This window comes from Bradyrhizobium barranii subsp. apii (genome assembly GCF_011516635.5).
Lineage (GTDB): Bacteria > Pseudomonadota > Alphaproteobacteria > Rhizobiales > Xanthobacteraceae > Bradyrhizobium > Bradyrhizobium barranii.
In genome coordinates this window covers 1,553,537-1,566,360 of sequence record NZ_CP096255.1, presented here as the reverse complement: position 1 = coordinate 1,566,360, position 12,824 = coordinate 1,553,537, and the positions used below count along the sequence as shown (strand labels likewise).

At 61.5% G+C, this 12,824-nt stretch carries 3 protein-coding genes, 5 pseudogenes and 1 other annotated feature; of the genes and pseudogenes, 4 read left to right on the top strand and 4 right to left on the bottom strand.

Annotation, left to right across the window (positions count from 1 at the left end; translation table 11 throughout):
* Positions 1 to 83: 83 nt before the first annotated feature.
* Positions 84 to 1,291 (top strand): annotated as a pseudogene (locus HAP41_RS07400) (IS3 family transposase); the annotation flags it as partial.
* Positions 367 to 484: a sequence feature (AL1L pseudoknot), on the top strand. (Overlaps the previous pseudogene by 118 nt.)
* A 405-nt stretch (positions 1,292 to 1,696) precedes the next feature.
* On the opposite strand, the gene HAP41_RS07395 reads toward HAP41_RS07400, so the two are convergent.
* From HAP41_RS07395 to istA, 3 genes and pseudogenes are all read right to left on the bottom strand, one after another.
* Complete coding sequence (locus HAP41_RS07395; RefSeq protein WP_166073103.1) at positions 1,697 to 2,740, bottom strand: IS110 family RNA-guided transposase; 1,044 nt, start codon at positions 2,738 to 2,740, stop codon at positions 1,697 to 1,699.
* Between the two features lie 131 nt (positions 2,741 to 2,871).
* Positions 2,872 to 3,735, bottom strand: coding sequence for an IS21-like element helper ATPase IstB (istB, locus tag HAP41_RS07390; protein ID WP_166103960.1), 864 nt, complete (start codon positions 3,733 to 3,735; stop codon positions 2,872 to 2,874).
* A gap of 85 nt (positions 3,736 to 3,820) precedes the next feature.
* Positions 3,821 to 5,257, bottom strand: a pseudogene (gene istA / locus HAP41_RS07385) (IS21 family transposase); the annotation flags it as partial.
* A 375-nt stretch (positions 5,258 to 5,632) separates the two neighbouring features.
* On the opposite strand from istA, the pseudogene HAP41_RS07380 reads away from it, so the two are divergent.
* A pseudogene (locus tag HAP41_RS07380) lies at positions 5,633 to 5,878 on the top strand (transposase domain-containing protein); the annotation flags it as partial.
* Between the two features lie 114 nt (positions 5,879 to 5,992).
* On the opposite strand, the gene HAP41_RS07375 reads toward HAP41_RS07380, so the two are convergent.
* Positions 5,993 to 10,435, bottom strand: a complete 4,443-nt coding sequence (locus HAP41_RS07375; RefSeq protein WP_224580926.1) for a Ulp1 family isopeptidase — start codon at positions 10,433 to 10,435, stop codon at positions 5,993 to 5,995.
* A gap of 435 nt (positions 10,436 to 10,870) precedes the next feature.
* On the opposite strand from HAP41_RS07375, the pseudogene HAP41_RS07370 reads away from it, so the two are divergent.
* Positions 10,871 to 11,428: pseudogene (locus HAP41_RS07370) on the top strand (integrase core domain-containing protein); the annotation flags it as partial.
* Between the two features lie 194 nt (positions 11,429 to 11,622).
* A pseudogene (locus tag HAP41_RS07365) lies at positions 11,623 to 12,781 on the top strand (IS3 family transposase).
* Positions 12,782 to 12,824: the final 43 nt, after the last annotated feature.

Here is a 12,824-nt window from a genome sequence, read left to right as displayed (position 1 = left end):
AAAAATTGGCTCTGACTCACTTTTGTTGCAGTCTGAACCGCCCCGGGTTTGCCGGAGGCTCCAACTCCCGAGAGGATGGAGCCATGACGAGCAAGACGACGAACAAGTTTTCACCCGAGGTTCGGGCCCGTGCGGTTCGGATGGTTCCGGATCACGCCAGCGAGCACCCTTCGCGGTGGGCGGCGGTGAGATCGATTGCCGCCAAGATTGGCTGCACACCGCAGACGCTACATGACTGGGTCAAGAAGGTCGAGATCGACAGCGGGCAGCGGACGGCGTTCCGACGGAGATGGCCGAGAAGCTGAAGGCCCTGGAACGGGAGAACCGTGAGCTTCGACAGGCCAACGAGATCCTGCGCAAGGCGAGCGCTTATTTTGCGATGGCGGAGCTCGACCGCCAGTCCAAGCCATGATCGCCTTCATTGACGATCATCGTGGGGCGCATGGGGTCGAGCCGATCTGTCGGGTGTTGCCTGATCGCCCCCTCGACCTACCACGCCCATGGGGCCAAACGGCGCGATCCCGCCAGGCTGTCGACGTGCGCCAAGCCGGACGCCGCCCTGAAGATCGAGGTTCGGCGCGCCTTCGATCAAAACTTTTCCCTCTACGGCGTGCGCAAGGTCTGGCGCCAGCTCAAGCGCGAAGGCTTCGATGTTGCCCGTTGCACAGTGTCGCGACTTATGCGGAACATGGGTTTGCAAGGGTGATCCACGGCAAACCCATCAAGACCACGATCAGCGACAAGGCTGCGCCACGCCTGCTGGATCACGTCAATCGCCCGTTCAAGGCGCCAAGGCCGAACGTTCTCTGGCTCTCCGACTTCACTTTGTCTACGTCGCCTTTGTCATCGACGCCTATGCCCGCAGGATTGTGGGCTGGCGAGCCTCGCGCGCGGCGCATGCAGCTTCGTGCTCGATGCGCTGGAGCAGGCACTGCAAGATCGACGGCCGGTCCATCGTGGCGGGCTCGTGCACCACAGCGGCAGAGGCAGCCAATACGTATCCATTAAGTACATCGAGCGCTTGGCTGAAGCTGGTGTGGGGCCTTCTGTCGGCAGCCTCGGAGATTCCTATGACAATGCTCTCACCGAAACCATCAACGGTCTCTACAAGGCCGAGGTGATCCCGCGCGGCCCATGGCGCAGCTTCGAGGCCGTCGAGATTGCGACATGCGACCTGGAATGGGTGGATTGGTTCAACAACCGACGGCTCCTCGAGCCCATCGGCAACATACCGCCGGCCGAAGCCGAGAAACGCTACTACGCCATGCTGGAACAATCCGCCATGGCGGCAGAACTTAAACTAAATGGCCTCCGGCAAACCCGGGGCGGTTTTGTATCACAGGAGTTTGGCGGTCTGACGCGCCTCGCCTCCACGTGGGCGTATTCGGATACCGAGCGCCTATCGTTTATAACGCGACATGTATGGAACGGCCCGCGGGCGCAAGAGCTTTCTCAGTCGACTTCACACATGGGAGCGGTGCGGTCATGTATACGGCCTGTAAAGCGCGGCGCATGACCGCTGGCCTCGATGAAGTCCGCGACACAAGGGGCTAAATCAATCAGACGCGCTTGAAGCGCATTGTCGCGCCAGCCTCACTCGTGTCGGGATTTCGTCCCGTGGGTTCATCGCCTGTTATTGCTCCTTGCCCTCTGCCGGCCCGCGCCGGTCAGATATCTTTGACAACTGCTGTATTCATCAAGCGGCAGCCGTAGTCGTCGCTAGCGTCTCCGGATGCCGATAAATCCCGCCCCTGTTCAAGAGCGCCCAGGCAATTCGCGCTGTCTTGTTGGCCAGTGCGACCGCTGCCACCTTGTACGGACGTCTGGCGAGCAACGACTTCAACCATGGCGGCGCCCGATCAGCCTTCCGGGCAATTCGCAGGACGGATGTCGCCCCAAGAACGAGGAGGCTCCGAAGTTCGGGGTTTCCCATCTTCGAGATTCGCCCCATCCGCTCCTTGCCCCCACTCGAATGCTGTCGCGGCGTCAGTCCCAGCCAGGCAGCAAAGTGACGAGCGGATTTGAAGCCGCCGGGATCTGGCACCAGCGCCTTGATGGTCGCCGCTGTAATGGCTCCAATGCCGGGGATGGTAGTCAGTCGGCGCATGTCCTTGTCGGTCCTTGCCGCGGCAACAATGGCTCGCTCGAGCTTGTCAATCTGGTCCGCCTGAGCCTCGATCTGATCGGCAATTGCCGTCAGCGCGAAGCGCGCTGCCGCAGGCAAGCGGATATCTGCTACATCCCGTACGATTGCAACCAACGCCTCGACCTTTGTCCGGCCGGCGGCGGCAATGATGCCCAACTCAGCCAGATGCGAGCGCAGGGCGTTGATCGTCTGCGTTTGCTGTTTCACCAGAAGTGCGCGACTCTTCAGGACCATCATTCCGGCTTGTTGCTCGGCCGTTTTGATCGGAACGAAGCGCATGGTCTTGCGAGTCACGGCTTCGCTGATGGCCTCGGCATCCGCCGCATCCGTTTTTCCACGCTTCACAAACGGCTTGACGTAAGCTGGTGGGATCAGCCGCACTTCATGGCCGAGAGTTGCAATCTCGCGTGCCCAATAGTGAGCGCTGCCACAGGCTTCTATTCCGACAAGGCAGGCCGGCTGCTTCGAGAAGAAATGCAGGACCTCGCTGCGCCGTAGTCTCCGGTTGAACACCGGCGAGCCATCGGCACCCGCGCCGTGAACTTGAAAAATGTGCTTCGCCAAATCCAACCCGATGGTGCTAACCTGCTTCATGGAACGGTCCCTCCTTGTGGCGTTCGAACAACGACCACGTTTTAGCACGATGATGCTGTCGGAGCGGGCCGTTCCACCACATCAATCAGGATGGGAGCGGCGCGTCAATCAATCAGGATGGGAGCGGCGCGTCAATCAAGATGAGACGAGGCGGCCGAGTCAGGAGATAATTGACGCTGGCCGCCGTCGAGTTCGTTGGGGGTAGTGTGAACAGGCGGCCGGCCTGGACCGCGTCTGCGATCGAGGGCAACTTTTCGACGGTAACTTTCGACGTTCATCTCGAGGATCGTGGCGTGGTGGACCAAACGATCGATGGCAGCCAACGTCATTGCCTGGTCCGGGAAGATACGCCCCCATTCGCCAAATGGCTGATTGGCCGTGATCAGCAGCGAGCGTCGTTCGTAGCGGGCGGCGATCAACTCGAACAGCACACTGGTTTCCGGCTGATCCTTGCTCACATATGTGATGTCGTCGAGGATCAGGAGATCATAGCGATCGAGTTTGGCGATCGCGGACTCCAGCGCCAGCTCGCGCCGCGCGACCTGCAGCCGTTGCACCAGATCGGTGGCGCGCGCGAAGAGAACGCGCCAACCGTTCTCGACGAGAGCCAGGCCGATCGCCGTGCCGAGATGGGTCTTGCCGCCGCCATGTGGACCGAACAAGAGCAAATTGGCGCCGGCCTTCAACCAGGCGTCGCCAGCGGCGAGCGCCATCGCCTGTGCCTTTGATAGCATCGGCACGCTTTCGAAGTCGAAGGTGGCGAGCGTCTTGCCGGCGGGCAAACGCGCTTCCACCATGTGTCGCTCGATCCGACGGCGGGTGCGATCGGCCGCCTCGTGCTCGGCAAGGGCGGCGAGGAAGCGGGCGGCAGGCCACCCTTCCTTGTCCGACTGTGCGGCGAGCTTCGGCCAGATCGCCTTGACGCCCGGCAGGCGGAGCTCATTGAGAAGCAGCTCGACACGGGCGGCATCGACGGAGGTAGCGATACCGGTCATGCTGCCTCTCCCAGGTTCGAGCGGCCCAACATGACGCTGACGGAGGCGAGTTCATCGTAGACGTCGAGCGGCACCAGCTGGACGGCGACACGGCGACACGTGGGATCGAGGCCGCCTCGGGTCGGAAGCGGCCGCGCAGCGCGGCAAGATCGCGTCCAGATCCATCGCGATCACCTCGGCGAGTTCTGCTTCGCAGGCGCGCTCGTGAGCCAGCGCCAGAAGCTCGACCGTCACCTTGCAGGCGCGCCGGTCATCACCATGCTCCCGCAAGGTCTCGAACAGACGTTTGTAAGCTGTACGCGGGAAGAGTTGGTCGCGATAAACGAGATTGAGGAGCGCCATCGGCTTGCGCCGCAGGGCATGGATGACGTGCCGGTAATCCACGACATGACCGCCCTGGCTCTCGGCCATAGGCCGACCGCGCCGCAGCGTCACGACCGGCGTGACGCCAAGGAAGCATTCGAGCCGGTCGTCGAAGATGCGCACACGCAGGCGATGGCCGATCAATCTTGAAGGCACGGTGTAGAACACGCGCCGCAGGATGAAGCCGCCTGACTACGTCACCGGGATCACTTTCTCCTCGAAGTCGGTCGTGCGGCCTTTTGGCAGCGGCGCCAAGGCCTCCTTCTCGAGCGCGATCGGCTTGGCGAGGTTGGCGTTGCGCCGGCCGACAATCTCGTCGACAAAAGCCCGGTACGCATCGAGACTGGCGAAGTCGCGCGTCCCCCGCAGCAACAGCGCATCTTCCAGTGCCCGCTTGAGATGGCCGTGCGCGCTCTCGATCGGGCCGTTCTCATGTACGATGCCCGCATTGTTGCGCGTTGGCGCCATGCCATAGTGGCCCATCAGCCCGGCGTAGCGCTGCGTCAGATCCTCCCGTGCGTCGGCGGCCAGATTGCGGAATGCTGCCGACAGGCTGTCGCTGCGATGCTCCCGCGGCACGCCGCCGAGCGCCCACAGCGCGTTCTGCAAGCCCACCGCCAGGGCGACGAAGCTTTCGCCGCCGAGCACGACATGGGCATGCTCGAAGCCGGAGAACGCCAACCGGAAGTGATAGAGCCGGTGATCGAGCGGCTCACCCGCGATGGTAATACCGAGCGCGCTCACGTCGGTGAAGTCGGACAGACCAGGCGGCCGGGCTCGTGCTGCTGGCGGAAGATCACGTCCTGTTCGGGACCGTTGAGCGCGCGCCAGGCGTTGATGCGCCGCTCCAGCGTGCGGCGGATGTTCGGGTTCAAGTCATGATGCCGTCGGCGCAGCTCGTCCAGCCGCCGATCACGCGGATGCCGGGCGCAGCCTTCAGGATCGGAACGATCTCGGCGTCCCAATACTGCCCGAGCGGATCGGACCGGCGCCGGCCCCTCGGCGTCTTCTTCTGCGATGGCGGGCGACAATCGCCCTCGATTCGATCCGCGCTTGCCTTCGAGAACCCCGCCTTGGCCGCGGCGGCCTCGGGGGACAGTGTCAGTCGGTAGGTCATGTACAGCCTCATCTGGTGGTCGGTGATGTGGAGGCCAGGCAAGGCATCGATTCCCTCTTGTCGAGACGAATCAACAGCTTGCACCAGCCGCACCCGGCCGCCAGACGGGTCCAAAAACGCGACGCCGATGGGGACGGTCCTCCGGTCGGGCTGCGCCCTCCCTTCGGTCCGTCCCCATCGACGCAGTCTCACCTTGATTGTCGCTGGAGTCTCACCCTGATCGCCGCCGCGCAATCTTGGGGCGATACGATCTCGGGCGGCTTGTCTTGGACGCGATCGGTGCGGCTTGGCGGCGTGCAAATGCAAACCAATTTCGCGCTTCGTCCCGATCTCGTGACCCTACCGATACCAGCCCTGTCCGGTAGCGCGGCGGTACCCTCTACCCTCGACGCAGAGCCCTGTTTGGGCCGAATGACAGGCAGGATCTGCTTGACCAACAATTGTGCTGAGCGCGCATTGAGAGGCATCGCCTTGGGAAGGCGCAACTGGACCTTCGCCGGCAGCCAGCGTGGCGCCGACCGTGCCGCCATCATGCTGACGATCATCACGACCTGTCGCCTCAACAAAGTCGATCCCAAGGCCTGACTCGCCGACGTCCTCGCCCGTATCGCCGATCTTCCCGCATCGCATCTGCACGAACTGCTGCCCTGGGAATGGAAGCTCCTGCGCCGAGCCCGCCGGTCAGCAAGCCGCCTGACCTTCACGCAAACCATCATAGAGTTCGTCGTGCCCGCGCGCACGCTTCAATCAGGCGGTCTTCGTCGTATGCGTACGACATCAGCCCCTGAGTCGGTTCTGCAGCGCCTGCCGATTGGCAACGAGGCTGCTGAGGTTCAGCAGGTGTGGTGCTCGTCCTTGCTCCAATTGCCTAACCAGCGCCCGCGTGCCGTCCACCACGAAGACGCCGCAATCATAAGTGTTCAGCTGCTGGGTCATGCCGCGTGACTCCAGGCGGGCGCCCAGCCTTGCTGCGAGCTCTGCTGCGGGCGTGTTGTTGTATTCCCCCATGGAGTCGTAGCGATAGGCAACCGGCCTTTCGCGGTCGCGGCGATCAACAAACAGCAACGACCAATGGGTGCCGGGGAGATTCGTAGCACGGGCATTGTTCACTGGCAGGAACAGGAAGTCGGCTGTGTCGTCACCATTCTGATCATGGACGATGCGCTGGAATGCGCGTAGCATTTCGCTCTCGGTGCCCAAGCGCAGGCTAACAAGGGTTATGAGAGGATCCACGAACCGCGTCCGGGCGGCGAGATTCGGATTGTTCCCCCGCAACTCTTGCGCCAGGAGCTGGTAATCTCTCAGGACATGCTCGTCGCCCAGCCATTCCGTGCCCTCGAGCACCAGCCCGCGGCCGTGAGACGAGGCTGTCGGACCTAAAGCCCCGATCTGAGCATCGTAGGAGGTGCTCGGAAACGCCGGCACAGAATTAACATCGTCGCGTGATTCAGACGGCGTGGCCGCAGTCAGATCAACCAATGGAGGACCGCCGTAGGTGCTTGAGCGAGCCCTGGCAGCCTGCGCTGGCTCAAAGTGAGCATCGTCGCGCAACTCGGACGGATTCGGATTCACCAGTGCGAGATGCTGAACCCTGGCAGTTGATGGTGACGCCGGTGCTTGCATCTTCCGCCGCGACAACTCCTCGCTCAACCACGCCAAAGCTTCATCGTCCGAGGAGGCTGGCATCGGAGAAAGCCGCTGCGGCGAGCCGAGCTGTCGAGCGCCATGGTGATGACCCGGTACCGGCCTGGCAAACGGCGGCGCAAAGTCGGGCGGCGGGCTCCAAGCGTTGTCACGCAACTCAAATGATGCGGGCGAATTCGGATTAACCGCTGCTTCAAGACCGCCATAGGTGTCTGAGTGAACCCTGGCAGAGTGCGCTGGCGATGCTTCCAGGACCGGCCACATACCCCAATCAAAGTTGAGCGGCATCTGCGGCGACCAAGTTGAGGCGGACCAGGCAGGTTCCTGCTGTCCAGCTTGGACTATGTCCTGCGCCTGCTCCGGGGGAACCCCGGGCCACGGTGGGCCGTCTTCCACCATCAAACGCAGGTCCTGATTATAACCTTCCGGGAGGACCAATGGCCGACTGACAGCTCGCTGCAGCGCCGTGGCATCTTGGTACCCACTCCCCTGCATCGTCGGCTGCACCTGCCATGGCGATGCACCCAGTTGATGGGTGGGGGCCGACGTCAGCAGGCGACCGCCTGAATTGGCGATCTCGCTCAGTTGCCGCTCAATGGCAACGCCGTGCAGATTGTCTAGGGTCCTCGGCCTCTTCGCTGGCCTCAATTCAGCTGTGTCATGCTCATCGTTGATGACGACCTCCTCGCTTGGCAGGAGGTTGCTCTTGGCAAGTGCACCGATCGGCTCGTCCGGGAACTGCTGGCGGTCGGACTCTCCGGGATCCGGTGCCTGGTCATGGCACGCGGCTGGCTCAAGAGACGACGACGGGCCGGGGGCGTCCATCAGCCCCAAAACCAAATCCTGATCGTAGCCTTCCGCAGGAAGCTCCTCTCGCCTGCTGAAAGCTTGCTGCGACGCGCTGTGCCGCGCAGCGGCGTCGCCGACCCGCCTCGACTCCATCAGAGCCGCGTCTTCGGGATCAGGAATGGGGGAAATATGGCGATCGAGCTCCATCGCCTTACCGGCCGGCGATTTTCGGAGATGGGCCAGTGCGGCACCGATCTTCCGATTACCACCAGCGTCCTTATAATCCTCGACATCTCCATCCAACGCCTTGCCGGAAAGCCGAGCAGCAATGCCCTTCTTGTTGTTTTCACGCAGGTAGTCACTGAAACTGTTAAGAACAACTGCATAGGTACGTACGGTACCTGTCGCAGCTTTGTTTTTGTACTCTTTGATGAGAGCCGCGTCCTGGGGGGGAGGATTCGGCTTAGCGCGGCCTCCGATCGGCACGATTCCGCCCGTCGACTGCGAGGTCCGGAGATGACCAATTGCCGTAAGGAGTCTCGTGGGATTACCCTTTCCAAAGAACTCAGCATCATCGGTCAGCGACTTGTCGTCGAGCCGAGCAGCAATGGACTTTTTTTTATTTGCGACAAGCCAGCGGCCAAAGCTGCGAAGGGGCCACACATTGGCCTTGGCGGTGATTTCGGTAGCCCCGCCCTTGATGAGGGCCTTCTCAAGCTCCGAAATAAGGCGAGCGTCCTCGGAATAAAGAGGCTGCTTCCTGCGAACCCCAGTTGATCGAGCCGGCTGCAGCGCCGAGGACGACGGGCCGGGTTCGTCCATCAGCCCCCAAAGCAAATCCTGATCGTGGGCTTCCGCAGGAAGCTCCTCTGGCCAACTGCCAGCTTCCTGCGACGCGCTGTGCTCCGCAGCGGCGTCGCCGACCCGCCTCGGCTCCATCAGGGCCGCGTCTTCGGGATCAGGATGAGAAATATGGCGATCGAGCTCCATCGCCTTAGCGCCGGCCGACGATTTTCGGAGATGGGCCAGTGCGGCACTGATGTTGCGGTAACCACCGGCGTCCTTCTTATAGTCCTCGACATCTCCATCCAACGACGTGCTGGGAAGCCGACCAGCAATGCCCGGCTTGTTGTTTTCGCGCAGGTAGTCACTGAAACTGCCAAGAGCAACCGTATAGGTAATGCCGGTACCTGTCGTTGCTTCGTTTTTGTACTCTTTGATGAGGGCCTCGTCCCCGGGGTGCGGATTCAGCTTAGCGCGGCCTCCGATCGGGACGATTCCGCCCGTCGACAGCGAGGTCCGGAGATGATCTAGTGCCTTACGGACTCTCTTGGGATCACCCTTTCCTATCGACTCCCGAACGTCGTTGGTCAGCGACTCGTCGTTAAGCCGAGCAGCAATGGCCTGCTTTTTGTTTTCAAAGAGCCAGCGGCCCAATCTGAGAAGATGACCTACATTGTCCTGGGCGGTGCGCTCGGCGACCCCGGTGAGTGCCTTGCTAAGCCCCAAAATAAGGGGCTTATCTTCGAGATAAAGAGGGCGCTTGCTGCGACCTACCAAAACCCCAGGTGACTTCCCCGGCTGCAGCGCCGAGGTGCCTGGCATCGGCCCGCCGTCTCCACCCCGCAACGCTGGAGGGTATTCGTGCCCGCTCGCCTGCATAATGGGCTGCGCCTCCGATGGCGATGCACCGACTTGCGCGGTTGGTCCGGGAGGCGACGACGGGCGGGTTTCGTCCATCATCCCCAAAGGCAAATCTTGATCGTGACCTTCCACGGGGAGGACCTCTGGCCAGCTGCCAGATCTCTCCCACGCGCTGCGCTGCGCGGCGGCGTCCCTGACTCGCGTCGGCTCCATGAGGACCGCGTCTTCAGAATCAGGAACGGGTGAGATAGCGCGCTCGAGTTCCATCGCTCGGGCGCCCGCTCGCGAGCCTCGGAGATAAGTTAGAGCGGCCCCGATCTTCGGGTCTCGACCGGGCGTTTTCTTATAGCCGTCGACATCTTTATCCAACGACTTGTCGGAAAGCCGAGCAGCAATGCCCTTCTTGTTATTTTCACGCAGGTAGTCACTGAAACTGCGAAGAGCAGTTGCATAGTTCTGGACGATATGTGTTGGTGTTTCGTTTTTGCACTCTTTGATGAGAGCCGCGTCCTTGGGATAAGGATTCAACTCAGTGAGGCCTGCGATCGGCACGATTCCGCCCGTCGACTGCGAGGTCCGGAGATGATCTAGTGCTGTACGGACCTTCTTGGTACCGCCCTTTCTTATGAACTCCTGGACATCATTGGTCAGCGACTCGTCGTTAAGCCGAGCAGCAATGGCCTGCTTTTTGTTTTCAAAGAGCCAGCGGTCGAGAGTGAGAAGATTACTCACATTGTTCTTGGCCGTGCGCTCGGCAGCCCCCCCCTTGATGAGGGCCTCCTCAAGCCCCAAAATAAGGTCAGCATCTTGGGAATAAAGAGGACGCCTGCTGATACCTATGTAAACCTCTGTTGACTGGCCAGACTGCAGCGCCGAGGCGCCTGGCATCGGCCCGCCGCCTTCACCCTGCGACGCTGGAGGGCATTCGCGCCCGCTCGCCTGCATGATGGGCTGCGCCTCCGATGGCGATGCGGCGACTTGATGGGGGGGGGTCTGCATCAGCACACGATCACCTGGACGGGTGATCTCGCTTAGCTGCCGCTCAAAGGCCGCCGCGTCTGTCGACGGGGACACCGGTGCAGTCTCTTGCTGGGCGGCGCTGTTCGATTGTTGCTGCAGTCGGCTAGTTGAGGTGAAATCCATCCGTTCTCACTTTCGAAGATATAGGCGCATCAGAGCTCGGTTTGGATCTCATGCGCGGGGCAATCGAGACGGCAGCGCGGCGACCAAATCCACAGCACAGAATGTGCTCTCAACGTTGGATCCAGCAACAAACCAGCGTGGGTCCGAACCGTCCGCGCCGCAGGCAGTCGGACACTCGGGTGTTCTTCCCCACAATTTTTGCTATGAGAGGAAGCTGTCGAGTACCTGACGAGCGCTGTCGGGCGACGTGGAAAATTGCTCCCTGACGAGACGAGGAATTGATCCCCTCGCGACACGGTCAGAACGGGGTTTATGCAGCGAATCAGTTCAGGTCCTCTGCGGTTCGAAGATCCGCGGAGGGAGGTCACGCTGGAGCTGGACGAGGTTTCGGCGATACTCCGGCTCAACGAGCTGGGGTAGGATAGCAAACGGAATTTGCAGCTGACCATCCCGCATCTGACGCGGTCACCCTGCATCGCTGCCTCCAGCGCCACGGCATCAGCCGATTGCCGGAGGTTGAAGGCGGCAAGCCTTCGAAGAAAAAGTTCAAGGCTTATCCGATCGCTTATTTCTACAAGATCCAAACAGTGCTCACTTACAATGGGTCCAGTTCACCTTCCCGCCCCGCTATGCGGACGGCCCGACAGCAATATACGTGACGCATATGTTCGATATGCGATGCCAAGAAAACGGGATCGAACATCGGCTGACCAAGATCAAGCATCCCTGGACCAATGGCCAGGTCGAGCGCATGAACCGCACGATCAAGGAAGCGACCGTCCAACGCTACCACTATGATCGACACGATCAGCTCGAAGCTCACCTTTCATCACCGCCTACAACTACGCTCGGCGCTTGAAGACCCTGAACGGCCTCACGCCTTACGAACACATCTGCAAATGCTGGACTTGCCAGCCAGAACGATTCACACTCAACCCGCTCCAGCAGATGCCGGGACTAACCCGTCCTATTCGTGAGAGTGCGTTTTTTTAGTCCGATTGATGGGCCGCACATCTGCTCTGACGAGGCGCGCGGGTGCCTTCGGCTTTTCACCGCCTGACGACCGGTACTTTGCAACGCGCTTGAGGGATGGGTTGGGCGAACGGGGCGCGAGTGAAATGGACCCCGATTTTGGGACCAGAGGTTAGTTGGAAAAGGGCCGCTCCGTTTGATAGACGGAGGGCATGATGACGACGAAGACGAGACGCAAGATCGACGCGGCACTGAAGGCAAAGATTGCGCTGGAAGCCGTGCGGGAGCAGGCGACGGTGGCCGATCTGGCCCAGCGCTATGAGGTTCACCCGAACCAGATCTATGCCTGGAAGAAGCAACTGCTGGACCAGGCGGCGCGGGCCTTTGATGCGGGTGTCGGGCGCGAGAGCGAGGAAACGCGCGAACGCGAGATCGAGAAGCTGCACGCCAAGATTGGACAACTGACGGTCGAGCGCGATTTTTTAGCGCGGAGGTCCGGAAGATGAGCACGCCGGACCGTCGAGGAATGCTCGATCGCGCGGACAAGGCGCTGTCGATCCCGTCGGCAATGCCTGTTGCTTGGCATCGCGCGCTCCGGGGTCTACCGGCCGGCCAACGACAACGACCTTGCCCTGATGCGGCGGATCGACGAGCTGTTCATCGCCTGGCCGTTCCTGGGCTCGCGGCGAATGACCGCAATGCTGAAGGCTGAGGGGCTTCAGGTCAATCGCAAGCGCGTGCAGCGGTTGATGCGCAAGATGGGCATCGCGGCGCTGGGACCGAAGCCGAACACGACGAAGCCGGCGCCGGGCCACAAGATCTATCCTTATCTGCTGCGCAACATGACGATCGACCGGCCGAACCAGGTGTGGGCCGCCGACATCACGTATCTGCCCATCGGCCGTGGCTTTTCTTTATCTCGTCGCCATCATCGACTGGGCGAGCCGTGCGGTTCTGGCGTGGCGATTATCGAACACGATCGACGTCTCGTTCTGCGTGGCGGCTCTGGAAGGGGCGCTGGCGAAGTACGGCAGGCCGGAGATTTTCAATACCGACCAAGGCAGCCAGTTCACCAGCGCGGCCTTCACCGGCGCGTTGGCGGGCGCAGGGATCAAGATCTCCATGGATGGCCGCGGTCGTTGGATGGACAACGTCTTCATCGAGCGGCTGTGGCGGTCGCTCAAGCATGAGGACATCTATCTCAAGGGCTATGCCGACGGCCGCGAGGCCAAGGCAGGGATCGCGAGCTGGATCTCCTTCTACAACGATCGTCGCCTTCATCAGGCGCTCGGCTATCGCACGCCGATGGCGGTCTGGCGCGAACGGATGCAGGCCGCGAAGGCTGTGGAATGGTGGACAACGCTGACGCGTTGACCACATGCCCACAGCAACAGCAGCAGACAGTGTCTCTGGCAGC